The organism is Nocardioides sp. TF02-7 (genome assembly GCF_022437945.1).
In the GTDB taxonomy this organism is placed as follows: domain Bacteria; phylum Actinomycetota; class Actinomycetes; order Propionibacteriales; family Nocardioidaceae; genus Nocardioides.
Window position 1 is genome coordinate 3,852,674 of record NZ_CP092535.1, and the last position, 23,964, is coordinate 3,876,637.

The 23,964-nt window shown below is 74.1% G+C and carries 20 protein-coding genes and 13 pseudogenes; 17 read left to right on the top strand and 16 right to left on the bottom strand.

Annotated elements, in window-relative coordinates; genetic code table 11:
• Positions 1–34 precede the first annotated feature (34 nt).
• Positions 35–622: a dephospho-CoA kinase gene (gene coaE, locus MF408_RS19885; RefSeq protein WP_240249107.1), complete on the top strand. Its 588-nt coding sequence runs from the start codon at positions 35–37 to the stop codon at positions 620–622.
• Between the two features lie 176 nt (positions 623–798).
• Complete coding sequence (locus tag MF408_RS19890; protein WP_240249108.1) at positions 799–948, top strand: hypothetical protein; 150 nt, start codon at positions 799–801, stop codon at positions 946–948.
• 74 nt (positions 949–1,022) lie between these two features.
• On the opposite strand, the pseudogene MF408_RS19895 reads toward MF408_RS19890, so the two are convergent.
• The 5 genes and pseudogenes from MF408_RS19895 to MF408_RS19905 all read right to left on the bottom strand — a co-directional run bounded on the left by MF408_RS19895 (position 1,023) and on the right by MF408_RS19905 (position 6,178).
• A pseudogene (locus tag MF408_RS19895) lies at positions 1,023–2,019 on the bottom strand (sigma-70 family RNA polymerase sigma factor).
• A 174-nt stretch (positions 2,020–2,193) separates the two neighbouring features.
• Positions 2,194–3,144 carry a prolyl oligopeptidase family serine peptidase gene (locus tag MF408_RS25920; protein ID WP_275693501.1) on the bottom strand — a complete coding sequence of 317 codons (951 nt, stop codon included), beginning with the start codon at positions 3,142–3,144 and terminating at the stop codon, positions 2,194–2,196.
• Positions 3,130–3,693, bottom strand: a pseudogene (locus MF408_RS25925) (oligopeptidase B); the annotation flags it as partial. The pseudogene MF408_RS25925 and the gene MF408_RS25920, both read right to left, overlap by 15 nt.
• 121 nt (positions 3,694–3,814) lie before the next feature.
• Positions 3,815–4,399: pseudogene (locus MF408_RS25930) on the bottom strand (oligopeptidase B); the annotation flags it as partial.
• A 423-nt stretch (positions 4,400–4,822) separates the two neighbouring features.
• Positions 4,823–6,178 carry a DNA polymerase IV gene (locus tag MF408_RS19905; protein WP_345893776.1) on the bottom strand — a complete coding sequence of 452 codons (1,356 nt, stop codon included), beginning with the start codon at positions 6,176–6,178 and terminating at the stop codon, positions 4,823–4,825.
• A 633-nt stretch (positions 6,179–6,811) separates the two neighbouring features.
• Between MF408_RS19905 and MF408_RS19910 the strand changes: the two are divergent.
• Positions 6,812–7,663: pseudogene (locus MF408_RS19910) on the top strand (DUF4192 domain-containing protein); the annotation flags it as partial.
• A 406-nt stretch (positions 7,664–8,069) separates the two neighbouring features.
• The gene (locus MF408_RS19915; RefSeq protein ID WP_240249110.1) at positions 8,070–9,155 is read left to right on the top strand and encodes a glutamate--cysteine ligase; all 1,086 of its coding nucleotides are present in this window, start codon (positions 8,070–8,072) and stop codon (positions 9,153–9,155) included.
• A 3-nt stretch (positions 9,156–9,158) separates the two neighbouring features.
• Here the strand turns inward: MF408_RS19915 and MF408_RS19920 are convergent, their stop codons facing one another.
• On the bottom strand, positions 9,159–9,605 hold the full coding sequence (locus tag MF408_RS19920; protein ID WP_240249111.1) for a hypothetical protein: 447 nt from the start codon (positions 9,603–9,605) through the stop codon (positions 9,159–9,161).
• Between the two features lie 102 nt (positions 9,606–9,707).
• Between MF408_RS19920 and MF408_RS19925 the strand changes: the two genes are divergently transcribed.
• Positions 9,708–10,097, top strand: a complete 390-nt coding sequence (locus MF408_RS19925; RefSeq protein WP_240249112.1) for a universal stress protein — start codon at positions 9,708–9,710, stop codon at positions 10,095–10,097.
• Positions 10,094–10,927, top strand: coding sequence for a sulfurtransferase (locus tag MF408_RS19930; RefSeq protein ID WP_240249113.1), 834 nt, complete (start codon positions 10,094–10,096; stop codon positions 10,925–10,927). The genes MF408_RS19925 and MF408_RS19930 overlap by 4 nt, the downstream gene beginning before the upstream one ends.
• A 4-nt stretch (positions 10,928–10,931) precedes the next feature.
• On the opposite strand, the gene MF408_RS19935 is transcribed toward MF408_RS19930, so the two are convergent.
• The 6 genes and pseudogenes from MF408_RS19935 to MF408_RS19950 form a co-directional block, all read right to left on the bottom strand.
• Positions 10,932–12,803: an SDR family oxidoreductase gene (locus MF408_RS19935; RefSeq protein WP_275693241.1), complete on the bottom strand. Its 1,872-nt coding sequence runs from the start codon at positions 12,801–12,803 to the stop codon at positions 10,932–10,934.
• 62 nt (positions 12,804–12,865) lie between these two features.
• A pseudogene (locus MF408_RS25935) lies at positions 12,866–12,931 on the bottom strand (NAD-dependent epimerase/dehydratase family protein); the annotation flags it as partial.
• An 83-nt stretch (positions 12,932–13,014) separates the two neighbouring features.
• Positions 13,015–13,581, bottom strand: a pseudogene (gene sepH, locus MF408_RS19940) (septation protein SepH); the annotation flags it as partial.
• Between the two features lie 236 nt (positions 13,582–13,817).
• Positions 13,818–14,531: a D-arabinono-1,4-lactone oxidase gene (locus MF408_RS25940; protein ID WP_275693242.1), complete on the bottom strand. Its 714-nt coding sequence runs from the start codon at positions 14,529–14,531 to the stop codon at positions 13,818–13,820.
• Between the two features lie 79 nt (positions 14,532–14,610).
• Positions 14,611–15,360 (bottom strand): annotated as a pseudogene (locus tag MF408_RS25945) (FAD-binding protein); the annotation flags it as partial.
• Positions 15,323–15,883: an MFS transporter gene (locus tag MF408_RS19950; protein ID WP_240249115.1), complete on the bottom strand. Its 561-nt coding sequence runs from the start codon at positions 15,881–15,883 to the stop codon at positions 15,323–15,325. The gene MF408_RS19950 and the pseudogene MF408_RS25945, both read right to left, overlap by 38 nt.
• 167 nt (positions 15,884–16,050) lie before the next feature.
• Between MF408_RS19950 and MF408_RS19955 the strand changes: the two genes are divergently transcribed.
• The 7 genes and pseudogenes from MF408_RS19955 to MF408_RS19975 all read left to right on the top strand — a co-directional run bounded on the left by MF408_RS19955 (position 16,051) and on the right by MF408_RS19975 (position 18,936).
• Positions 16,051–16,230 (top strand): hypothetical protein, encoded by a 180-nt coding sequence (locus MF408_RS19955; RefSeq protein WP_240249116.1) that lies wholly within the window; start codon positions 16,051–16,053, stop codon positions 16,228–16,230.
• An 8-nt stretch (positions 16,231–16,238) separates the two neighbouring features.
• On the top strand, positions 16,239–16,589 hold the full coding sequence (locus MF408_RS19960) for a hypothetical protein (RefSeq protein ID WP_240249117.1): 351 nt from the start codon (positions 16,239–16,241) through the stop codon (positions 16,587–16,589).
• 95 nt (positions 16,590–16,684) lie between these two features.
• Positions 16,685–16,984, top strand: a pseudogene (locus MF408_RS27205) (ferrochelatase); the annotation flags it as partial.
• Between the two features lie 115 nt (positions 16,985–17,099).
• Positions 17,100–17,678, top strand: a complete 579-nt coding sequence (locus tag MF408_RS27210; RefSeq protein ID WP_345893962.1) for a ferrochelatase — start codon at positions 17,100–17,102, stop codon at positions 17,676–17,678.
• Positions 17,679–17,740: 62 nt separating this feature from the next.
• Positions 17,741–18,007 (top strand): annotated as a pseudogene (locus MF408_RS25950) (inositol monophosphatase family protein); the annotation flags it as partial.
• 118 nt (positions 18,008–18,125) lie between these two features.
• Positions 18,126–18,488, top strand: coding sequence for an inositol monophosphatase family protein (locus tag MF408_RS25955; protein ID WP_275693243.1), 363 nt, complete (start codon positions 18,126–18,128; stop codon positions 18,486–18,488).
• 157 nt (positions 18,489–18,645) lie between these two features.
• On the top strand, positions 18,646–18,936 hold the full coding sequence (locus MF408_RS19975; RefSeq protein ID WP_240249118.1) for a DUF4193 domain-containing protein: 291 nt from the start codon (positions 18,646–18,648) through the stop codon (positions 18,934–18,936).
• Between the two features lie 401 nt (positions 18,937–19,337).
• Here MF408_RS19975 and MF408_RS19980 read toward each other — a convergent pair whose 3' ends face one another.
• Together MF408_RS19980 and MF408_RS19990 are read right to left on the bottom strand one after the other, a co-directional pair.
• Positions 19,338–19,637, bottom strand: coding sequence for a DUF4235 domain-containing protein (locus tag MF408_RS19980; RefSeq protein WP_240249119.1), 300 nt, complete (start codon positions 19,635–19,637; stop codon positions 19,338–19,340).
• A gap of 242 nt (positions 19,638–19,879) precedes the next feature.
• Positions 19,880–20,089, bottom strand: a pseudogene (locus MF408_RS19990) (DUF3093 family protein); the annotation flags it as partial.
• Between the two features lie 223 nt (positions 20,090–20,312).
• Here MF408_RS19990 and dut point away from each other — a divergent pair.
• The 4 genes and pseudogenes from dut to MF408_RS20010 form a co-directional block, all read left to right on the top strand.
• Positions 20,313–20,767 (top strand): annotated as a pseudogene (gene dut, locus MF408_RS19995) (dUTP diphosphatase).
• 116 nt (positions 20,768–20,883) lie between these two features.
• Positions 20,884–21,390, top strand: a pseudogene (locus MF408_RS20000) (DUF3710 domain-containing protein); the annotation flags it as partial.
• Positions 21,391–21,483: 93 nt separating this feature from the next.
• A complete protein-coding gene (locus tag MF408_RS20005; protein ID WP_240252078.1) occupies positions 21,484–21,843 on the top strand; it encodes an OB-fold nucleic acid binding domain-containing protein in 360 nt (119 codons plus the stop codon).
• 134 nt (positions 21,844–21,977) lie between these two features.
• A pseudogene (locus MF408_RS20010) lies at positions 21,978–22,355 on the top strand (DUF3159 domain-containing protein); the annotation flags it as partial.
• Between the two features lie 250 nt (positions 22,356–22,605).
• Here the strand turns inward: MF408_RS20010 and MF408_RS20015 are convergent.
• Both MF408_RS20015 and MF408_RS20020 read right to left on the bottom strand, forming a co-directional pair.
• Positions 22,606–23,277, bottom strand: coding sequence for a TrkA family potassium uptake protein (locus MF408_RS20015; RefSeq protein WP_240249120.1), 672 nt, complete (start codon positions 23,275–23,277; stop codon positions 22,606–22,608).
• A 10-nt stretch (positions 23,278–23,287) separates the two neighbouring features.
• Positions 23,288–23,953 carry a TrkA family potassium uptake protein gene (locus MF408_RS20020; RefSeq protein ID WP_240249121.1) on the bottom strand — a complete coding sequence of 222 codons (666 nt, stop codon included), beginning with the start codon at positions 23,951–23,953 and terminating at the stop codon, positions 23,288–23,290.
• Positions 23,954–23,964: the final 11 nt, after the last annotated feature.

Here is a 23,964-nt window from a genome sequence, read left to right on the forward strand (position 1 = left end):
AGCGGCGCCGAGCGCGGCACAGTACGGTCCCGGTGTGCGCGTCGGACTGACCGGGGGATCGCCTCGGGGAAGAGCACGGTGTCGGCGGTGCTGCGCGAGCTGGGGGGCGGTCGTGATCGACGCCGACCAGCTCGCCCGCGAGGTCGTCGCCGCGGGTACGCCGGGACTGGCGCGGGTCGTCGAGGAGTTCGGCGCCGAGGTGCTCACCGCCGACGGCGAGCTCGACCGGGCGAAGGTCGGCACGATCGTGTTCGCCGACGAGCAGCGCCGTCGCGCCCTGGAGGCGATCGTCCACCCGCTCGTCTTCGAGCGCATCGTCGAGCTCGAGGCGGCCGCACCCGACGACGCCCTCGTCGTCCACGACATCCCGCTGCTGGCGGAGTCCGGACGTGCCGACACCTTCGACGCGGTCGTGGTGGTGGAGGCGCCTCCGGAGGTCCAGGTCGAGCGGATGGTGCGTGACCGGGGCTGGACGCGCGCCGACGCGGAGGCGCGGATCGCCGCCCAGGCCACGCCCGAGCAGCGGCGTGCGATCGCGACCCACGTGATCGACAACACCGGTTCCCTGGCCGACCTGCGCCGGCGCGTGATCGAGGTGGTCGCTGAGCTGACCGGGCGCTGACCGGGCGCTGACCCGGGCGTTGTTGCCTGGTCTGGTACCGACGTCGGCCGATCCGGGCCGTGCCGCGTGTCCCCCGGGCGTCCGGCCACGTAGCCTCGGCAGTGGTCCGGTGCCATGGGGGTGAGCCGGACGGGGGAGCAAGCGGGCGACCGCCCGGACACCCAGGGGAGAAGAAGATGGCCGGCTCGGACCTGCTCGTGCGACCGCGCACACGCCCGGCTCCACGGCTGCTGGAGGTCCTCCGGCAGCCGCGGGCGTTCCTCGCGCTCTACGCGGGCGTGCTCATCGTGGTGCTCACCGCGATGAGCCTGATCCAGAACCGCTGACGCGACGACGCCCGGCAGCACGAGGCTGCCGGGCGTCGTCGGTCGGCGTCAGAGGTCAGTCGGCTCCGTCGCCGTCAGGCGGCCAGGTCGGGGTCGCCGAGGCGGCGCAGCTTCTGCAGCGCCTCCCGCTCCAGCTGGCGCACCCGCTCGGCGGAGATCCCGTGCTTGGCACCGATGTCGGCGAGCTTGTGCTGCCGGCCGTCGACGAGGCCGTAGCGGGACCGGATGATGTCGGCCGCCCGGTCGTCGAGCTGGGAGACCAGCCGGTTGAGCCGGTCGCGCGCCTCGTGGTCGAGGACGCTGATGTCCGGCCCCGGGGCCGTCTCCTGGGCCATCAGGTCGCCGAGCGAGGTGTCGCCGTCCTCGTCGACCGGCGTGTCCAGGCTGACGTGCTCGCGGCCCCACGACATCAGGTCGAGGACCCGCTCCAGCTCCATGCCGAGCTCGTTGGCGATCTCGCCCGGCTCCGGCTCGCGGCCGAGCTGCCGCTCCAGGGGTGCGGCGGGCGCCGCTGACCTGGTTGAGCTCCTCGACGACGTGGACGGGCAGCCGGACCACGCGCGCCTGCTGGGCGATGCCACGGGTGATCGCCTGCCGCACCCACCAGGTGGCGTAGGTCGAGAACTTGTAGCCCTTGGCGTAGTCGAACTTCTCGACGGCGCGGATCAGGCCGGTGTTGCCCTCCTGGATCAGGTCGAGCATCGGCATCTGCGCGCGGCCGTACTTCCGGGCGATCGACACCACGAGCCGCAGGTTCGCGGTGATGAACTCGTCGACCGCCTTCCGGCCCTCCTCGGCCAGCCACTCGAGCTCCTCCTGGGTGGCGCGCTTGGGCGCCCCACCCTTGCGCCGGCCGACCCGCCCCTCGTCGAGGAGGTGCTGGGCGTAGAGCCCGGCCTCGATCGTCTTGGCGAGCTCGACCTCGCGGGCAGCGTCGAGCAGGGGGGTGCGGGCGATCTCGTCGAGGTACAGGCCGACGCTGTCGCGGCCCTCGATCTCACGTCCGGTGGACCTCGGGACGCTGCTGCGCGCCCGAGCGCTCTCCTTGGTCGTCACCACAGTTGCAGCCATCGCGACCCCTCCTTCACGTCGAGGCGACCTTGCGCCCCGCACATCGTGATCAACGCGCTCCGGCGGTGCCGTGTTCCCATGCTGTTCCCTCGGTCCCGCAGGTGCTCTCGTCTGCTCTGACGTGCCAACGGGTGCGAGAGTTGCGACGGCCGACAACTCTCAGGGAGTTCTCAGTCAGTCACGCCCGAGCGCTGGAGGTGTACCCAGGCCCGAGAGCCCCATCCGGTCGAGGATCCAGGCCACGGTGAACGCCCGGTCGTGCCAGGCGCGGTAGCGGCCCGAGACGCCGCCGTGGCCCGCGGCCATCTCGGTGCGCAGCAGCACGTCGGCCCGGGGTGCGACCGCTCGCAGCCGGGCCACCCACTTGGCCGGCTCGACGTAGAGCACGCGGGTGTCGTTGAGCGAGGTCTCGGCGAGGATCGGGGGGTACGGGAGGTCGGCGACGTTGTCGTACGGCGCGTAGCCGGCGATCCGGTCGTAGGCGGCGGGGTCGTCCTCGGGGTTGCCCCACTCGTCGTACTCGGTGACGGTGAGGGGGAGCGAGGAGTCGAGCATGGTGGTGAGCACGTCGACGAACGGCACCCCCGCGACGATCCCGCCGAACGCCTCGGGCGCCTGGTTGGCGACGGCGCCCATCAGCAGCCCGCCGGCGCTGGCGCCCTCGGCGACGATCCGGTCGGGCGTGCTCCAGCCGGTGTCGACCAGGTGGCGGGCGCAGGCGACGAAGTCGTCGAACGTGTGCTGCTTGTGCTCGAGCTTGCCGTCGTCGTACCACCGCCGGCCGAGCTCGCCGCCGCCGCGGACGTGGGCGATGGCGAACGCGGCGCCGCGGTCGAGGAGCGAGAGCCGGGCGACGGAGAAGTAGGGGTCGACGGCGTACTCGTAGGCGCCGTAGCCGTAGAGCAGCACCGGCACCGGAGCGTCGCCGCCGGGGCCGCGGGCGTCCTTGCGGACGACCAGCGAGACGGGCACCCGGACACCGTCGGGCGCGGTCGCCCAGAGCCGGTGCTCCTCGTAGTCGTCGGGGTCGTAGCCGCCGAGCACCGGCGCCTGCTTCAGCAGCACCCGCTCCCGGGTGCGGAGGTCGACGTCGTAGACCGACGACGGCTGGGCCAGGCTGGTCATGCCCACCCGGATCACCGGCTGGTCGAACGACGGGTTGCCGCCGACGCCGGTGGTCGCCAGGTCGCCGGGGAAGTCGACCAGCCAGTCGTCGACCACGCCGTCGGCGCCGAGCTCGAGGACCCGCACCCGCGGCAGGCCGCCGCTGCGCTGCTGGACGACGATGTGCGCGGCGAAGGCGTCGGCGTCCTCGAGCCTGACCTCGGGGTCGTGGGGGAGCAGCGGGGTCCAGTCGGCGCGTCCGGTCGGCCGGGTCGGGGCGGTGGCCAGCTCGAACTCCGGACCGCTCGCGTTGTGCAGGACCAGGAACCGGTCCTCGCCGCCGATCACCGCGTGCTCGAGGGAGTACTCGACCCCCTCCTCGCGGGTGGCGAAGCACCAGGGTTGCGCGGACGCGTCGGTGGCGTCGAGGACGTGGTACTCCGAGGTGGTCTTCGCCGACGTCGCGATGACGACGTACTGCCGGCTCCGGGTGCGTCCCACCCCCACCCAGAACCGGCCGTCCTCCTCGTGGAAGACCAGCTCGTCGTGCTCCTGGGCGGTGCCGAGCCGGTGCCGCCAGACCTTGTCGGCCCGCCAGGTCTCGTCGACGGTCGCGTAGTAGAAGTGGTCGGGCGTGGCGCCCCCAGGTGACGCCGCCCAGGACGCCGGTGATCTCGTCGTCGAGCAGCCGACCGGTGGTGAGGTCCTTGACCCGCACGGTGTAGCGCTCGTCGCCGACGACGTCGGTGGCGTAGGCGAGCAGCCGGTCGTCGGGGCTGACCGACGACCCGCCGACGGAGAAGAAGTCGTGACCCTCGGCGAGCGCGTCGAGGTCGAGCAGGACCTCCTCGCCGGGCAGCGCCGGCTGGTCGGGGCGGGCGTCCTCGGCGGGGCGCGGGGGCACCCAGGCGTCCGGGCCGTCCGGATCGGCGACCGGCACCCGGCAGCTGGCGCCGTACTGGCGCCCCTCGAAGGACCGGCCGTAGTACCAGTAGCCGCGCACCCGCGTCGGCACGGAGAGGTCGGTCTCGAGCGTGCGCGACCTGATCTCCTCGAAGACCTGCTGCCGCAGGTCGGCGAGGTGGGCGGTGCGGGCCTGGGTGTAGGCGTTCTCCGCCTCGAGGTGGGCGAGGACGTCCGGGTCGTCCCTGGCGCGCAGCCAGTCGTACTCGTCGGTGCGGGACCGGCCGTGGTGGGAGCTCGTGACGGGGCGGCGAGCGGCGACCGGTGGGGTCGGGGCGCCGGCTGCGGGGGCGGGTGCGGACACGTCGGTCACCGTATCCGGCGCCGCCGAAGCCGTCGCGGGCGAGGCGCGGCGTCCACAGGGACCGGTGGAGGACCTGTGGATGACGGGCGGTTCCTGTGCAGAGGACGAGCGTTCGTGTGGAGGAACCTGTGGGACCCGAAGTTTGTCGAAGATCTTCGCCGATCGCCCTTGTGCGGGTGGGACCGGGAGGCGTAGAACTCTTTCACCGATCCGGAGCTCCCGGGCCTCCGGGCCAGGGGGACGACGGATCGGGGGGTCGGACGACAGCGTCCTTCCGGTCCTCGCGGGGAGACCTGCGGGGCGCCGCCCGCGGTGACGGGCCGGCGGGGAGGACGGTGAGCCGGCTCGACCGGAGCCACCGGCCGGTCACGCCGAGGGCCTCTTGATGCTCATACCATCAAGAGGCCCTCACCCTTTCCACCCACGTGCGTGTTACCCAGGTGGGTGGCGCTCCACCCGGGTCGACGCTGCCGGTTCCGCCGGTTGTGTCGGTTCTGCCGGGTCCGCCGGCTCGTCCGGCTCCGGGTGCCGCCAGCGCACCAGCGCCGGGTCGTCGACGGCGAACGACCGCACCGGGCCCGGCGGCGTGAGGGCGGTCTCGAACCGCACCGTCACGACGCCCCGGCCGGCGCCCCAAACCCAGCCACGGCCGTGCTCGTCGTGCACGACGTCCATGCCCGGCCGGTAGCCGCCCGTCGCGGGGTCGGGTGCGGCGTCGGGAGTGGGGTCGCGGGCCGGGTCGACGGCAGCCGCGGCGGAGGCCGGTGCCGCGGCGTCCGGCTCGCCGGCGGCGTCGGAGATGTCGGAGCCGTCGGTGGGGGCGCCGGTGGCGAAGAGCTCGTCCTGGACCCAGTCGGCCAGCCCGGAGACGCCGACGCCCAGGAGCCGTACGCCGCCGGAGGTGTCGACCCCGTCGAGCAGCTGGTGGGCCAGGCGGGTGATCAGCGCGGGGTCGTCGGTGGGGCTGGGCAGGGTGGTCGAGCGGCTCAGCGTCGTGAAGTCGTAGAGCCGCACCTTGATCGACACCGTCCGGCCGGACAGCCCGTTGCCGCGCAGCCGCCGCGCGACCTCCGCCGCCTGCCGGGCGAGCAGGCTCTGCATGAGCCGCAGGTCGGCCAGGTCGTTCTCGTAGGTGTCCTCGACGCTGACCGACTTCGCCTCCCGCTCCGGGACCACCGGCCGGTCGTCCTGCGCGAACGCGAGCCGGTGCAGCGCCGTGCCGCTGGCCTTCCCGAGCACGCGCACCAGCTCGTCCTCGCCGACCTGCTGCAGGTCGGCGACGGTCGAGACGCCGATCCGCCGCAGGCGCTCGACGGTGGCCGGCCCGACCCCCGGGATGACGCGGACGTGCATCGGCCGGAGCAGGTCGAGCTCGGTGCCCGGCGCCACGACCACCAGTCCGTCGGGCTTGTCGAGGTCGCTGGCCACCTTGGCGAGGAACTTGGAGCTGGCCACCCCGACCGACCCGGTCAGGCCGCCGGTGACCTCGTGCACCCGGCGGCGCAGGTCCTCGGCGAACGCGGTGACGGTCGGGACCTCCAGGTCGGGCAGCCCGGCCTGCTCGAGGTCGACGAACGCCTCGTCGAGCGAGAGCGGCTCCACGAGCGGCGAGCACGAGCGCAGCAGCGCCATCACCGCCGCGCTCGTCGAGCGGTAGGCGTCGAAGCGGCCGGAGAGGTACGCCGCGTGCGGGCACCGCGCCCGGGCCTCCCTGGTCGACATGGCCGACCGGACGCCGTACGCCCGGGCCTCGTAGGACGCGGTCGACACCACCCCGCGGTTGCCCACCCCGCCGACCACGACCGGCTTCCCCGCAGCGACGGCTTGTCACGCTGCTCGACCGCCGCGAAGAACGCGTCGAGGTCCAGGTGCAGGACCGAGGCCAACGCGCGCACAGCGGCACGGTATCCGCCGCCACCCCCGGGCCGACGGTCGAGTCGGTCGAGTCGGTTGAATCGGCTGAATCGGTCGGATCAGGGTCGACCGATGCCGTCGGCGGGGGACGTGACGGGCAATCCCTCCACTTGTCCGGCATTGCTTTGCCCGACATGTTGAGGTTTCCCCGGCCGACCGGGGAAACCTCACGTCCCCCGCCCCCGCCGCGCCCGCCGCCCCGAACCCACCAACCGTCCACAGCCCGCCGGGACGAGCCGGCCATCCACAGGCCGGGCGGCCGGCCGCCGCCGACGTCGGCCGCCGGGGCGAGCGTGGGGGGCATGACGTCGACACCAGCCGTGCCCCCTCCCGACCTGCCCCCTCCCGACAACACCCTCCGTGTGCGCAGTGCCGAGGACCTGCTCGCCGTCGCACCCGTGGTGCTCGGCTTCTGGCCCGAGCAGTCGGTGGTGATGATCACCAGCGACGCCGACCGCCAGTTCCACGCGCGGGTCGGCCTCCCCACCGGCGCTCCGGCCGCCGGGCTGGGCGCGGGAGGTCGCCGAGAGCCTCGTCCCGCCCGCCCGGCGCAACGGGGTGCGCTCGTTGGCGTTCCTCATCTACAGCGACGACCCGGTCGTCGTCAGGAAGGCCTGGGGAGCTCTGCGCCGGGAGTGCGAGGCGTCCGGCATCCGGGTGCTGGAGGTGCTGCGGGTCGAGGCCGGGCGCTACTACCCGCTCCTGGCGGGGCCGCACCTGCGGGAGGTCGGCGTCGCCTACGACGTCTCGACCCACCCGCTCCTGGTCCGCGGGGTGGTCGAGGGCCAGGTGGTCGAGGCGAGCCGCGACGCGCTCGCGGCGACCGTCGGCCCCGACCCGGCGGCGGTGGAGGCGGTGTCGGCGGCGCTCGCTCGACCCGGTGTCGTCCCGGCCGAGGGGCTGCCCGCCACCGACGCAGCGCGGCGGTTCTGGGGCGACCGGGTGCGGGCGCTGGTCACCCGCCACGTCGATCGACGAGCAGCCGGTGCGACCCGGCCGACGGCGCGGGAGGTGGCGTGGACGGTGTGGGCGGTCCAGGACGTCACCGTCCGCGACGCCGCCTGGGCGCTGATGACGGTCGCAGGTGCACGCGGCCACGCCGACTTCTGGGGTGACGTGCTCCGGCGCACCCCCGAGGAGCTGGTGCCGGCACCGGCCTGCCTGTTCGGCTGGGCGTCCTGGCTGACCGGCAACGGCGCGCTGGCCTGGGTCGGCGTCGACCGCTGCCAGGCCGTCGACCCCGACTACAGCATGGCCCGGCTGCTCGGCGACTTCCTCGCGGCCGCGGTCCCGCCGGAGGACGGGGAGCCGAGCCTGGCGTGGGACGCCGACCTGTCCGGCTGGGGCGCGAGCCCCTGACACCGGTTGCCTGCCTGACTAGTGTCGCCGCATGGGCGAGGAGGTCGACGCACAAGAATTACGGGTGAGGACCGGACCCGGCACCGGGAGAAGGTCCGCCGGTGCCTCGACGTGTTCGAGCGGATGCTGCGCGAGTCGGCGTTCGACACCGACGATCCGATGACCGGTCTCGAGGTCGAGCTCAACCTCGTCGACGACGCCGGCGACCCGGCGCTCCGCAACGCCGAGGCGCTGGACGCCATCGCCGACCCCGACTTCCAGACCGAGCTCGGCCGGTTCAACATCGAGATGAACGCGGCGCCCGCGTCCCCTGCGCGACGGCGGGCTCGAGGGCTTCGAGATCGGCCTCCGCCGCAGTCTCAACGCGGCCCAGCAGCGCTCTGCCGGCGTCGGCGCCCACCTGGTGATGATCGGCATCCTGCCGACCCTCACCGCCGAGCACCTCTCGCTGGAGGCGATCAGCAGCAACCCCCGCTACCGGCTGCTGAGCGAGCAGGTGCTGCGCGCCCGCGGCGAGGACATCAGCATCGACATCGGCCGCGCCGAGCGGCTGCGCACCACGGCTGACTCGATCCTCCCGGAGGCGGCGTGCACCAGCACGCAGCTCCACGTGCAGACCCCGCCGGAGAAGTTCGCGGCGTACTGGAACGCCTCCCAGGTGATCTCGGGCGTGCAGCTCGCGCTCGGCGCCAACTCGCCGTACCTCCTGGGCAAGGAGCTGTGGCGGGAGACCCGGGTCCCGCTCTTCGAGCAGGCGACCGACACCCGCAGCGAGGAGCTCAAGGCGCAGGGGGTCCGGCCCCGGGTGTGGTTCGGCGAGCGGTGGATCACCTCGGTGTTCGACCTGTTCGAGGAGAACGTGCGCTACTTCCCGGCGCTGCTGCCGATCACCGACGACGAGGACCCGCTCGTCGTGCTCGAGGCAGGCGGCACCCCCAACCTCTCCGAGCTGCGGCTCCACAACGGCACCGTCTACCGCTGGAACCGGCCGGTCTACGACATCGCAGGCGGCCGGCCGCACCTGCGCGTCGAGAACCGGGTGCTCGCCGCCGGCCCCACGGTCGCCGACACGATCGCCAACGCCGCGTTCTACTTCGGGTTGGTCCGCTCGCTCGCGGAGAATGAGCGGCCGGTCTGGTCGCAGATGTCGTTCAGCGCGGCCGAGGAGAACTTCCACAGCGCCGCACGCGACGGCATCGAGGCGGAGGTCTACTGGCCCGGGGTCGGGCGGGTCCGCGCCACCGAGCTGGTGATGCGGCGACTGCTCCCGATGGCCCGCCAGGGCCTCCTGGACTGGGGCGTGGGAGGCGACGTCGTCGACCACTACCTCGACATCATCGAGGAGCGGTGCCTGCGCGGCGTCAACGGCGCGGAGTGGTTCGTGCAGCGGATGGCCGACCGGGACGACCAGGACCGCTACGACGCCATCCGCGCCGTGCTGGCGGAGTACCGGGAGGGCATGGCGGCCAACCGCCCCGTGCACTCCTGGTAGCGCTCACCGGCCGTCCGCGCGGTCCCGCAGCCGCTGCCACGAGCGGCCGACACCGGTGCAGGGGTCGTGCCAGCTGCGCCGAGTGACCACCACGAGCCCCAGCGTCAGCCCCAGTTCGCCGCCGGCCGCCGCGACCGCCGCCGACCACTCGCTGTCGGCGTCCTGCTGCTCGCGCTCCCCGCGGCGGGTCAGCCACAGCAACGGCACCACGCCGGTGTCGACCGCGGGCCGCAGCATCGCCTCCACGACGTCGGTGCGCAGCGCGTGGTCGAGCTCGTCGACCACCTCGAACCGGCGGGCCCGGATCCCGGGTACGCCGACGTGGAGCGCGGGCGGGTAGAGCCGGCGTCGCTCGGTGGCCCGGGCGTGGTCGAGCACGGCCCGGCGGAGCAGCCGTTGGAGGGCCCGGTCGACGGGCTCGCGGATGCCGCCCCGGGCGTCGTACCCCATGGCGGCAGCCTGCCCCAACCGGGTGGGCGGCGCGCCGCTCCTCCACAGCCGTCCGCTCGGCCGCGCCGTGGTCCGGCGACTTTTCTGGCTAGTGTGCAGGTCATGGCAACCGTCGTCGTCGGATACGTGCCGAAACCGGAGGGTGAGGCCGCGCTGGCTGCCGCGGTCGGGGAGGCGCAGCGGCACGACGCCCGGCTGGTCGTCGTGCACACGCCCCGCGAGGGGGACGGCGACCAGGGCTACCTCGACCAGCTGCGCGCGACCCTCGCTGCGGCCGGTGTCGACCACGACCTGCGGATCGTGCCGCCCGGCGAGGGGACGACCGGCGACCTGGTGACGGTGGCCGAGGAGGTCGACGCGACCCTGATCGTCATCGGCCTGCGCCGCCGGTCCCCGGTCGGCAAGCTGATCCTGGGCTCCAACGCGCAGCGGGTGCTGCTCGACGCCCCGTGCCCGGTGCTGACCGTCAAGCCGCAGGCCGGCGGGCGGTGACCGGTCCGCTCGTCGGTCCCGAGGAGCTCGCCGCCCTCCTCGGCCGGGTGACGGTCCTCGACGTCCGCTACCGCACCGGCGGCCCGGCCGGCCCCGAGGAGCACGCCGCGGGACACGTGCCGGGCGCCCCGTACGTCGACCTCGACACCGCGTTGGCAGCGCCACCGGGCCCCCGTGGTCGGCACCCGCTCCCGCCGACCGCCGGCTTCGAGACGGCCATGCGCGCCGTCGGCGTCTCCGACGGCCGCCCGGTCGTGGTGTACGACGACTGGTCGGGGCACGCGGCCGCCCGCTGCTGGTGGCTGCTCCGGTTCCACGGCCACCGCGACGTGCGGGTGCTCGACGGCGGCTGGTCGGCGTGGACGGCGGCCGGGCTCCCGGTCGAGACCGGCGCCCCCGTGGTGGAGCCCGGTGACTTCACCGCGGTACCCGGCGGGCTGCCCGTCGTGACCGCCGAGGAGGTGCCGGCGGTCGGTGTGCTCGTGGACGCCCGCGCCCCCGAGCGCTACCGCGGGGAGACCGAGCCGCTCGACCCGGTCGCCGGCCACGTGCCCGGGGCCGTCAACGTGCCGACCTCGCGCAACCTCACCGCCGACGGCCGGTTCCGCGGCGCCGAAGAGCTGCGCGCCCTCTACGCCGAGGTGGGCGCGGTGCCGGGCGCCGACGTGGCGGCGTACTGCGGCTCGGGCGTCACCGCCGCCCTCGACGTGCTGGCGATGGAGGTCGCCGGGATCCAAGCCGCGCTCTACCCGGGCAGCTGGAGCGAATGGGTCGCCGACCCCGCCCGTCCGGTCGCCACCGGGGCGAGCCCCGCCGGCGACCCCCGTTAGCCCGTCACCAGTGCACGCCGGGGAACATCCGGGCCATCATCGCCTGCTCGGACTCCCGGCCGCCCACGCCTGCGCTGCCGCGCGCCGCGGCGCTGTCGGGGAAGACCTGGTAGGCGAGGTTGAGGACCCGGAACGCCGCCTTCGGCGCCACCGTGTGGGCGATCGCCCCGACGTTGCCGAGCACCGTGTTGATCTCGTGCGGCCGGTCGACCATCGCGCGGACGACGATGTCGGCGGCCTGCGCCGGTGAGATCGTGGGGAACTTGTCGTAGAGCTTGGTCGGCGCGATCATCGGCGTCCGCACCAGCGGCATGTGCACGTTGGTGAACGTGATGCCGTGGCCCACCACCTCCGAGGCGACCACGTTGCTCCAGGAGTCGAGCGCCGCCTTCGACGCGACGTAGGCCGAGAAGCGCGGCGGGTTGGTCTGCACGCCGATCGACGACACGTTGACGACGTGCCCCGACTTCTGCGCGTGCAGCGTCGGCATCAGACCCATCACCAACCGGATCGCGCCGAAGTAGTTGAGCTGCATGGTGCGCTCGAAGTCGTGGAACCGGTCCTGGGAGAGCCGCAGGGAGCGGCGGATGGACCGGCCGGCGTTGTTGACGACGTAGTCGACCGACGGCAGCGCCGCCAGCTGCTCGCAGAGGGCGTCGATCGCGTCGAGGTCGGAGAGGTCGCAGGAGAACACGTGGGCGGTGCCGCCCCGCATCTCGATCGTGGTGCGCGTCTCCTCCAGCTTGTCCTTGCCCCGGGCCACCAGCACCGGAATGCCCCCGGCCTGGGCGACCTTGAGCGCCGTCACCCGGCCGATCCCGGAGGAGGCGCCGGTGATCACGACGTGCTTGCCGGCGAGCGCGGCCCGGACCTTCCGGTCGCGGCCGGTGGAGTCGTCGAGGTGCTCCTCCCAGTAGGTCCACAGCTGCCGCGCGTAGGACTCCAGGTCGGGCACCGCGAGGCCGCTGCCGGCCAGCGCCTGCTCGGTGCGGCGGGAGTCGAAGACCGGGGCGAACGACGTGTGGCCCAACACCTCGGGCGGCACGCCGAGCCGTCCGACGGTCTGCTCCAGGACGGCCTGGGCGGACGCCGACCGCACGACGGCGCTCAGCAGCCGGGCCGGGCGCAGCGCGCGGGGGAGCAGGCCGCTCGCGCCGGCGGTGACGGTGCGGTCGACCGGCGTCGCGAACCGCGGTGCGCCGGCCGCGGCGCAGAACGTGTTGAGCACCTCCACCACCGGCTGCGGCTCCGGGTCGACCAGGTGGAAGGTCTCACCGTCCCGCTCCGGAAGGTGGGCGAGGTGGTCGATCGCCTTCGCGACGTAGTCGACCGGCACCACGTTGGTGTCGCCGAGGTCGATGCCGACCAGCGGGAGCCAGGAGGGGAGGTGGTCGCGCATCCGCTTGAGGAGCGGGAAGAAGTAGTAAGGCCCGTCGACCTTGTCGATCGCGCCGGTCTGGGAGTCGCCGACCACGATCGCCGGCCGGTAGACCCGCCACGGCACCGTCGCCTCCTCGCGCACGATCCGCTCGGACTCGTACTTGGTCCGGTGGTAGGGCGACGGCAGCGGCTGCCCCTCGGCGAACATGGTCTCGTCGAACCGGCCGTGGTGGTCGCCGGCGACGGCCACCGACGAGACCTGGTGGAAGCAGCCGGCGCGCAGCGCCCCGGCGAGCGCCAGCGCGTGGCGCGTGCCGCCGACGTTGAGCTCCTCGTTGGCCGCCTCGCCGGCGGTCATGTCGTAGATCGCGGCGAGGTGGAAGAAGTGCTCGACCTCTCCGGCGTGCTCGGCCACCCACGCCGGGTCGACGCCGAGCGCCGGCTCGGCGAGGTCACCGACGACCGGCCGGACCCGGTCGGAGCCCCACTGGCGCACCAGTGCCTCGACGCGGGGAGCGAGGACTCCCGGACCAGGACGAACACCGGGCCCTCACGGTGGTCGACCAGCTCGCGGACGAGGTGGCGGCCGATGAACCCGGTGGCGCCGGTCACGAAGGAGGACATGCGGGCAGGGTACGCCCGCTGCCGCCGGTCGGCGGGTCGGTCGCCGGGAGGTCAGCCTGTCAACTGGTCAGACGGTCAGCCGGTCACTCGTTGGAGCCGAACATGATCTCGTCCCAGCTCGGGACCGAGGCGCGGCCGCGCTTCTTGGCCACCTGGCGCCGGCGTCGGGCCGGCTCGTCGCCGGCGGCGGGCTCGGGGTCCGCAGCGGCGGGGGCGTTCGGGTCTGCGCCGGGGTCGGCCGTGGTGTCGCGCAGCGGCTCGTCGTACGCCGCCGGCGCGGGGTCGGCCGGCAGCGCCTCGGCCGCCTCGCCGCCCACCAGGTCGAGGGTGTCGTCGCCGAGCGGGAGCTCGTCGGCCGGCACGGCCGCCAGCCGGCGCTGCCGGGCCTGCTCGAGGTCGTCGACCCGCGGCGCGGCGGCGACCGGCTCGACGAGGTCGCCGACGAGCCAGCGGGCGTCGTCGTTCTCGGCCACGACGTAGTTGCCGGGCACGTCGAAGGCGAACCGGGCGGCGCCCGACCGCCGGGAGGTCCGGAACGTGCCGGTGAGCACCCACCGGCCGTCGTCGCGGCGGAACGCGTCCCAGGCGACGTCCTGCGCCTTCGCGTCGTGGGCGCCGAGGTGGGCCGCCACCGCGTCGCCCAGCGCGCGGGCGCCGCCGCCCCCCGTCGCCGGTGCGCCGGCGCAGCGACGACCGCTGGGCCCGGTCGGCGACGTGCTCGCGCTCGGCGAGGACCGGCGCGACGTAGGGCAGGATCGCCTCGACCGTCGTCCGTCCGGCCGCGGCGACCTCCTCGGCGGACTCGCCGGCCCGGATCCGGGCCTGGATCTCGCGGGGACGCAGGGTGCTGGTCATCTGGATCTCCAACTGGCCGTTGCGGGTGGTCTCACCACGGAGGGCGGCGCGGAGCGCCGGGGTGATGTCGAGCGTGTGCTCCGAGCCCCGGCCGTCGACCAGCAGCAGGCGTCGCCCGTCGGGGCTGACTCCCGCCAGCTCGAGGTGCGCCATGCTCGGTCCTTCCGTTCTCCGGTGGGCCGAGCCTACGCCCGCGGGAGGGCCCGATCGGGTTGCGCGCGCGGCGTGCCGACAAGTCGACACGGATCACGGGCCGAGGACCCGCCGGAGGTGGTCGTTGGCAAGGACCCGGTCGGGGGTCGAACCGGTCGCGCAACGCGAGGAAGTCGCCGAACCGCGGGTAGAGCCCGGCGAGCTCGCCCGCGTCGCGGGTGTGCAGCTTGCCCCAGTGGGGCCGGCCGCCGTGGTCCTTCATCACCGCCTCCATCAGCGCGAAGTATGCGCGGTGCGCGGCGCGGCGGTGGGTGTGGAACGCGAGGTAGAGCGACGCGCGGCCGTAGCCGGTCGACAGAGGTACGTCGTCCGGTGGCGCGACCCGGATCTCGACCGGGAAGCTGATCGCCAGCCGCGACGCCTCGAGCGCCCGCCGTGCCTCGCGCAGCGCGTCGAGGCCGACCTCGCGCGGGACGGCGTACTCCATCTCCCGGAACACGACGCGGCGCTCGGTCGTGAACACCCGGTGCGCGACGTCGGTGTAGGTGCGCGGCCCGAGCAGCCGGGCCGCGACCCGGTTGGCGCGGGGCACCGCCCGGGGGCGCGAGGTTGAGGGCGGCCGTCTGGGCGCCGAAGGCGGTGTTGGACAGGAGGTCGTCGTCGAGCCAGGCGCGCCACCGCGCGAGCGGCTCGGCGGCGGCGAGGTCGGTGCCGGCCCTGGTGTTGCGCTTGGTGAGGACCCGGTCGGTGTGCGGGAACCAGTACATGTCGACGTGGTCGTGCGCCGCCGTCAGGTCGTCGAAGGACGCCAGCGCGTCGGCCCACGCCATCGGGCGCTCCTCGGCACGCAGGAGGAAGAGCGGCTCCACGCGGAAGGTCACCGCGACGAGGACGCCGAGAGCGCCGAGGCCGACCCGGGCGAGGTCGAGCACCTCGGGGTTCTCGTCCGCCGCCGCTCGGACCAGGTCGCCGGTGCCGGTCACGAGCTCGAGCCCGACCACCTGCGCAGCGAGCCCGGCCGCCCGTCCGCCGGTGCCGTGGGTGCCGGTCGAGATCGCTCCGGCGACCGTCTGCTCGGCGATGTCGCCCATGTTGTGCAGGCTGAGACCGAGCCGCTCCAGCCCGGCGTTCAGGTCCTTCAGCGGGGTGCCGGCGAGGGCGGTCACCGTCATCGCCTCACGGTCGACGGCGGTGATGCCGGTGAGGCGGCCAGGCAGCAGCAGGGTGTGCTCGGGCCGGGCGATGCCCGTGAAGCTGTGGCCGGTGCCGGCGGCCTTGACGGTCTCGCCGAGCTCGGCTGCACGCCGTACCTCCGCCGCCACCTCCGCTGCGGTGGCGGGGGAGACCACGCGCACGCCGGAGGCCGACTCCAGGCCGGACCAGTTACGCCATGTGCCGGACGGGCGCGTCGGGCTGATCATGGGACGGCACCGTAGCGGGGAGCCGGGTGGCGAGCGCGCCCGCCAGCGCGAGCAGGCCGCCGCCCAGCGACACGAGGTATGCCGTCGACGCCCCGTGCTGCTCGATGACCACACCCGCCACGGCCGCTCCGGGTGCCAGCCCGGCAGCGAGGCCGGTCTGGATGAACGCCATGCCCTCGGTCAGCCGCTCCTGGGGCAACACCTGCTCGGCCAGCGACATCGCAGCGATCAGGGTCGGCGAGATCGCGAACCCGCCGACGAACAGGACCGCACCCATCAGCGGGATCGACGGCACCACCACGAGCGGGGCCATCGCGGCCGCCATCCCGACCGCGCCGACCCGGAGGCGGAACAGGGGCCCCCGGCGCCACGCCACCGCCCCCGAGATCAGGCCCGAGATCAGGCTGCCGGACGCCCAGACGGCCAGCAGGAAGCCGGCGGCGCCCTGGTGGCCCTCGTCGTCGGCGAACGCGACGGTCGTCACCTCGGCGGCGCCGAAGAGGACGCCCAGCGCGAACGACACGACCGTCAACGGGCCGATCGCCCGCCAGGGAACCGCCGCCCGGTCCGCGCCCTTCTCCAGGGCCGGGTGGGCGGGCGGCTCGGTCGCGCGCTGGGCCGCGAAGACGTAGGTGCCCGCCAGGCCGGCGGCGAGCGCCGCCCCCCAGCCCGGCGGCCGGGTGGACCGACGTGGCCAGCATCGTCACCAGGATCGGCCCGAGGAGGAACACCGACTCGTCGGCCACCGCCTCGAACGAGAACGCGGTGTGCAGCCGCGCGGGGTCGTCGCGCAAGGCGTGGGACCAGCGGGCCCGCACGCAGGTGCCGACCGACGGCAGCGCGCCGCCGGCGACCGCCGCCAGTGCGTAGGTCGCCGCGTGGGACCAGCCCTCCGAGATCGACCACATGGTGCCCGCCAGGCCGACGCCCCACAGGGTGATCACCACCGGCAGCACCCGGCTCTGGCCGAGCCGGTCGAGCAGCCGGCCCTGGACGACCGCGAACAGCGCGTTGGAGATCAGCGCGACCGCGGAGACGGCGCCGGCGAAGGCGTAGGAGCCGCTCTCGTGCTCGGCCAGGAGCACCAGGCCGAGGCCGACCATCGAGATCGGCAGCCGCGCGACCAGCCCGGTGAGGCTGAACAGCGCGGTGGCGGGGGTGAAGATCCGCCGGTAGGAGGACAGGGCAGGCATGGCCTGCGCATCTTCCTCCCTACGATGGCCGGGTGACCAATCCCCAGTCGCGTCCCCAGTCGCCCGACGTCCGGCCCTACGACGCCGTCCTGCTGCTCAGCTTCGGCGGACCCGAGAAGCCGGAGGACGTGGTGCCGTTCCTCGAGAACGTCACCCGCGGCCGCGGCATCCCGCGGGAGCGGCTCGAGCAGGTCGGCGAGCACTACTTCCTCTTCGGCGGACGGTCGCCGATCAACGACCAGAACCGCGCGCTGCTCGCGGCGCTCCAAGAGGAGCTCGCCGCCGCCGGCATCGACCTGCCGGTCTACTGGGGCAACCGCAACTGGGCGCCGTACCTCACCGACGTCGTGCGGCAGATGGCCGAGGACGGCGTACGGCGGGCCGCCTGCATCGCGACCAGCGCCTACTCGTCGTGGTCGAGCTGCCGGCAGTACCTCGACAACCTCCGCGACGCACGGGCCGCCGTGCCCGACGCGCCGGCGATCGACAAGCTGCGGCCCCTACTTCAACCACCCGGGCTTCGTCGACGCCGTCGCCGACCGCACGCTGGCGGCGCTGGCCGACCTGCCCGAGGACCTGCGGACCGAGGCCCGGCTGGTCTTCGTCACCCACTCCATCCCCACCACCATGAACGACGAGAGCGGACCGGAGGGCGGCGCCTACCTCACCCAGCACCTCGACGTCGCGGCCGTCGTGGCCGCCCGGGTGGCCGACGCGACCGGCGTCGCCCGCCCGCACGAGCTCGTGTTCTGCTCCCGCTCCGGCTCCCCGCACACGCCATGGCTCGAGCCGGACGTCAACGACCGGCTCGAGGAGCTCGCGACCGAGGGCACCCGGTCGGTCGTGATGGTCCCGGTCGGGTTCGTCTCCGACCACATGGAGGTCGTCTACGACCTCGACACCGAGGCGATGGCGACCGCCGAGCGGCTCGGGATCGAGGCGCGCCGGGCGGGCACACCGGGGGTCGACGCCCGGTTCGTCCGGGCGCTGCGCGACCTGGTCGTGGAGCGGGCGGCCACCGAGCGCGGCGAGGAGGTGCCGCGGCCCGCGGTCGGCTCGTTCGGCCCGGTGTGGGACTGCTGCGCCCCCGGCTGCTGCCTGCCCAAGGCCGCGGTGCTGGCGTGAGCGTGGCCCCCCGCGAGCTCGGCGACCTCGCCCTCGGCGTCGCGCGCGAGGCCGGAGCGCTGGTGCTGCAGCACGCCGACCGCGGCGTCGACGTCGCCGCGACCAAGTCCAGCAGCGTCGACGTCGTCACCCTCGCCGACCGGGCGTCCGAGGAGCTGATCCGGGCACGGCTGCTCGCCGCCCGGCCCGACGACGCGCTGCTCGGCGAGGAGGGCGACGACGTCAGCGGCTCCACCGGGGTGCGGTGGATCGTCGACCCCATCGACGGCACCGTCAACTTCCTCTACGGACTCCCGGAATTCTCCGTCTCGATCGCCGCCGAGGTCGACGGCGAGGTCGTCGCCGGCGTCGTCCTCGACGTCGCCAAGGACCGTGCCTACGTCGGGTACGCCGACCCGGCCCTGCCCGGCGGCGGCTCCGTCACCCGCGACGGCCGCCCCCCTCACGGTGCGCGGACCCGCCCCGCTCTCACAGCGGTTGATCGCGACCGGGTTCGCCTACGTGCCCGAGCTGCGGGCCGTGCAGGCCGAGGCCGTCACCCGGCTGCTGCCCGTCGTCCGCGACATCCGGCGCCACGGATCCTGCGCCCTCGAGCTCTGCCACGTCGCCGAGGGCGCCCTCGACGGTTACGTCGAGGAGGGCGTCAACCTCTGGGACCACGCCGCCGGCGGGTTCATCGCCCGGCTCGCCGGCGCCCGGTTCGAGACTCACCCCGGAGTGGGCGGGACCGACCTGTTCGTGTGCGCCCCGCAGCACGGCTTCGACGAGCTCCTCCAGGCGGTGCGAGAGGCCGGCTTCCTGCGGGAATAGGCACCGCCCGACCACTGTTGCGACGAGTCCCCGGCCTCCGGCACCGCCCTGGTGTACCGCTGACGACCGGGATGGTGCACAATCTGCCGCGCCGATCGGACTCCGCAGTCCGGGGCGGGGTACTGAGCGACGGCGAGCCGGAGGGAGATGAGGCGTCATGGCGACCGACTACGACGCACCGCGCAAGAACGAGGACGAGCAGTCCGAGGAGAGCATCGAAGAGCTCAAGGCGCGCCGCCACGACAAGAACTCCGGCAAGGTCGACGAGGACGAGGCCGAGGCCGCCGAGTCCTTCGAGCTGCCCGGAGCCGACCTGTCCCACGAGGAGCTGGCCGTCGAGGTCAAGCCCAAGCAGGAGGACGAGTTCACCTGCATGAGCTGCTTCCTGGTGCACCACCGCAGCCAGCTCGCCGACGAGAAGAAGATGATCTGCTTCGACTGCGCCTGATTTCTTGGCCGAGCGTGTCGCATACGGCGCTCGCCGCCCGGGCCGTGAGTGCTCTTCAGCAGGCAGTGCGGTACGTCGGCCCGGGGGCTTCGCGCCGTGCGGCTTCGCCGCCGTGCGCCACGCTGCCGGCCGCGCGGTCGAGGTAGGCGGGGCGAGAGGCTGCTTGGCGGCACAGGGCCGTCGATGGGCCGAGCGTGTCGCAGACGGCGCTCGCCGCCCGGGCCGGAAGTGCTCTTCGGCAGGCAGTGCGGTGCCCCCTGGCCCGGGGGCTTCGCGCCGTGCGGCTTCGCCGCGTGCGCCACGCTGCCGGCCGCGCGGTCGAGGTAGGCGCGGCGAGAGGCTGCTTGGCGGCCGACGGTCGCTTTGGATGGGCCGAGCGTGTCGCGGAGCGCGGCTGACCGCTACTGGCCGTCCTTGCGGAGCGGGGGCGGCAGGGCGCCGGTGGACTTCTGGTAGTAGTGCGCGGCGCGGCGCTGGGCGAACATCCGGGCGATGGCGACCACGGCGCCGGTGAGCGCGGCCCAGGCGACCGCCTCCCACACCTGGACGTCGGGGTCGGCCGGGTTCTCCGGGGGCTTCTTGCCGGTGCCGACCTGCCAGCCCTTGTCGAGGACCTTGCGCGCCACGGCGGCGCCGCCGAGCGCGGCCACCAGCGAGAAGACCGACCACACCTTCGAGCTGTCGCCCTTTGCGTTCGCCATGGGACGACCCTATCCGCCCCGCCCACCCGGTCGCCGGGTGCGGGTGCGGGTGTCTCAGCCGCGACGCGGCAGCGAGGAGAGGGCGTCGGCGAGCGCCTCGGGGGTGGCGCGAGCTGACCAACCAGTACGGCGCGGGGTCGGCCGGGTCGGCCACCTCCACGCGCACCGCGCGGTTGATGTAGGGGCCGCAGCAGCAGGTAGGCCCGGACGTCGGCCTGCGGCCCGGCGACCCGGCGGGTCTGCTCGACGTCGAGGGCGGCGACCGCGCCGAGGTGCTCGGCCTCGATTCGCGCCCGGCCCGCCTGGAACCAGCCGTCGCGCACGACGACGCGGGCGTCGCCGTACCAGAACAGGCCGAGGGCGACGAGGGCCAGCGCCACGCCGGTCACCACCCACGCCGTCGGGCCCGGGACCGCGACCACGACGGTGAGCCAGACGATCGCGACGAGCATCGTCCCCTGGGCCCACCACCGCAGCGGAACGGTCAGCCGCTCCTCGTAGTCGGGCCCCCTGTTCACAGGAGGAAGGATCCCATCCGGCACGGGCGCCGGCGTCAGTAGGGTCTGACTCGTGCTCCGCGACGACCACGACGACACGGATGACAGGGACGACCCGACCGGCGTGGACCCCGCGGACCTCGAGGTCGCGGTCCGCCGTCTCGACGCGGAGCTGCCGCTGCCGGCGTACGCCCACCCCCGGCGACGCCGGCGCCGACCTGGTGACCGCGGTCGACGTCACGCTCGAGCCCGGCGAGCGGGCGCTGGTGCCGACCGGCGTCGCGATCGCCCTGCCCGAGGGGTACGTCGCGCTGGTGCACCCCCCGCTCGGGTCTGGCGGCCCGCCACGGGCTGTCGATCGTCAACACCCCCGGCACCGTGGACGCCGGCTACCGCGGCGAGATCAAGGTGCTGCTGATCAACCACGACCCGCGCGAGGCGATCAGCCTGCGCCGCGGCGACCGGATCGCCCAGCTGGTCGTCCAGCGGTTCGAGCGGGCCCGGTTCGTGCCGGTCGACGACCTTCCCGAGAGCGTCCGTGGCACCGGAGGTTACGGTTCTACCGGAGGCTTCGGCACGCCTCCGCCGACCAGCGGCGCGGTGCCGGGGACGACCTGGAGGAGACAGACGTGAGGTTCCGGCGCAAGCCCGGCACGGACGACACCGGGACGGCCGAGGAGGCCGCGCCGGGATCGCCCCGCACGACGGACGCCGAGGCCGACCGGCCGGCGCCGGCGGGCCCCTACGACGCCGACGAGCTGCCCGACGACGGGGTCGAGCGCATCGACCTGGGGTCGCTGCTGGTGGCGCCCGGCCCGGGCCGCGACCTGCGGGTGCAGGTGGACGAGCGGTCCGGCAGCGTGCGCTCGGTGGTGCTCGCGGGACAGGACGGCGCGATGGAGCTGCGCGTCTACGCCGCCCCGCGCAACGGCGACCTGTGGGACGAGGTACGACCGCAGATCGCCGCCGACGCCGCCCGCAAGGGAGGCACCGCGACCGAGGAGGAGGGCCGGTTCGGCACCGAGCTGGTCTGCGAGGTGCAGGTCCGCACCCAGGAGGGCCAGGTCGGCAAGCAGGTGTCCCGCGTGGTGGGGATCAACGGTCCCCGGTGGCTGCTGCGGGCCACGTTCCTCGGCCGCCCGGCCCGCGACCAGGCGGCGGCGGAGGAGTGGACGAGCACGCTCACCTCGGTGGCCGTGCGTCGCGGCACCCAGGCGATGCCGGTCGGCGAGCAGCTGCCGCTGACGCTCCCCGAGGCGGTCCGGCAGGCCCGCGAGAAGGGGGGCTGCCCAGGCGGAGCGCCCGGCCGGCGACGGCGTGGACGGCTCCTGAGGACGAGGGGAGCGGACGTGGCGACCAAGGGCCGCCTGCGGCGGACGATCAGCCGGTGGGCGAGCTCGTCCGAGGCCGAGGCGCGCGACCTGCGTCGCACGTTCGTCACCAGCGACGTGCAGCCGATCGCGGACGCGCCCGACCGGACCCCGGTCCGGCTCCGCGGTTCGCTGCGCACCGTGACGCTGCAGCCGCGCGGCGGGGTGCCGGCCCTCGAGGCCGAGCTCTACGACGGCACCGGCACCCTGACGCTGGTCTGGCTCGGACGGCGGCGGATCGCCGGCATCGACCCCGGCCGGTCGATCGAGGTCTGGGGGCGCATCGGTGCGCACGACGGCGAGCGGGTGTTGTTCAACCCGCGGTACGAGCTGCTGTGAACGCCGCGGACGGGGAGGGGACGGCAGCCGAGGAGCACCCGCTCGGCACCGAGGCCGCACGCCAGATCGGCGTGGCGACCGTCGAGGCGCTGGTGCGGCACCAGCTCGCCTCGTCGCTGGGTGGCCGGCGCGGCATGCTCGAGGCCGGCGTGCCGGGCCTGGTGTTCACGGCGGTGTGGCTGCCGACCAAGGAGCTCGAGTGGGCGCTCGTGGGCAGCCTGGTCGTCGCCGGCGCGGCGCTGCTCCTGCGGCTCCTGCAGCGCAGCTCGGTGCAGTACGTCTTCAACGCGATCTTCGGCATCGGCATCGGCTGGGTCTTCGTGCGGTGGGCCGAGAGCCAGGGCGGGTCGGAGACCGACCAGGCGCTGGCCTTCTTCCTGCCGGGGATCCTGTTCAGCCTCGGCTACACCGTGCTGATGGGTGCGTCCTGCCTGGCCGGGTGGCCGGTCCTGGGCTTCATGCTGGGCGCGGCGACCGACGACCCGCTCGGGTGGCACGACAACAAGCAGGTCGTGCGCCTGTGCAACCGGCTCACCTGGGTGATGCTGATGCCCGGGGCGGTCGGCGTGCTGCTGCAGGGGGCCGGTGTGGCTGATGGGGCACTACGACGTCATCGACCCCGACGTCGCCGTCGCGGCGATCGCGATCCTCCGCACCGGGCTGGGCTGGGTGCTGCGGGTCGGCTCCTGGTCGCTGATGGTCTGGCTGCTGGCCCGCAACGCGACGCCGCTCGACGAGGCAGAGGCAGAGCCCGCCGGCTGATCAGCCGGGGTGCGCGGTCGGCGCGAGCAGCCGCTCGAGCTCGTCCTCGGCCTCGGCCGGCACGACGAAGAGCAGCTCGTCGCCGGACTCGACCGGCTGCTCCGGGGTGGGCACGTAGACCTGGCCGTCGCGGAGGATGGTGACGAGCGCGCAGTTCTCCGGGAGCGGGATCAGGCCCGAGGGCTTGCCGACGTACGGCGAGTCCGCCGGCAGGGTCATCTCCACCAGGTTGGCACCACCCTGGCGGAACGTGAACAGCCGCACCAGGTCGCCGACCGTGACCGCCTCCTCGACCAGCGCGGACATGATCCGGGGCGTCGACACGTTGACGTCGACCCCCCACGCCTCGGTGAACAGCCACTCGTTGTTGGGGTGGTTGACCCGCCCGACCGTCCGCGGCACGCCGAACTCGGTCTTGGCGAGCAGCGCGGTCACCAGGTTGGCCTTGTCGTCGCCGGTGGCGGCGATGACGACGTCGCACTTGTCGAGCCGCGCCTCCTCGAGCGAGGACAGCTCGCAGCTGTCGGCGAGCAGCCACTCCGCGTTGGGCACCCGCTCGGGACGGATGGCGGTGGCGGACTTGTCGATGAGCAGCACCTCGTGGCCGTTCTGGATGAGCTCCTGGGCGATGGAGCGCCCCACGGCGCCGGCGCCGGCGATCGCGACCCGCATCGTGTCCTCCTCAGGCCTCGGGGTCCGGTCCGTGCTTCAGGACGTCGTAGGCCCGGTCGGCCTTGTCCTCACGGACGACGACGTGGAGCACGTCGCCCTCCTGGATGACGCTCTCGCCGGTCGGCAGCATGCCCTCGCCGAGCCGGTCGATCCACGCCACGCGCGCCTGCGCCTGCTCCTGGAAGGCGCCGATCCGGTGGCCGACCCACGACTCCGGCACCATCATGTGGTCCATCCGGATCGTGCCGGAGGGGTCGCGGAAGTCGGGCTCGGCGCCCGCGGGCAGCAGCCGGCGCAGCACCTGGTCGGCGGTCCACTTCACCGTGGCCACCGTGGTGATGCCGAGCCGCTGGTAGACCTCGGCGCGGCCGGGGTCGTAGATCCGGGCCACGACCCGCTGGATGCCGAAGGTCTCGCGGGCGACCCGTGCGGCGATGATGTTGGAGTTGTCGCCGCTCGACACGGCGGCGAACGCGTCGGCCCGCCGGATCCCGGCCTTCTCCAGCACCTGCTGGTCGAAGCCCATGCCGGCCACCTTGTCGCCGTTGAACCCCGGCCCGAGCCGCCGGAAGGCGTCGGGCTCGCTGTCGATCACGGCCACCGTGTGGTTCCGGTCCTCGAGGCTGCGCGCGAGGGTCGATCCGACGCGGCCGCAGCCCATGATCACGACATGCACGTCGAGAACGC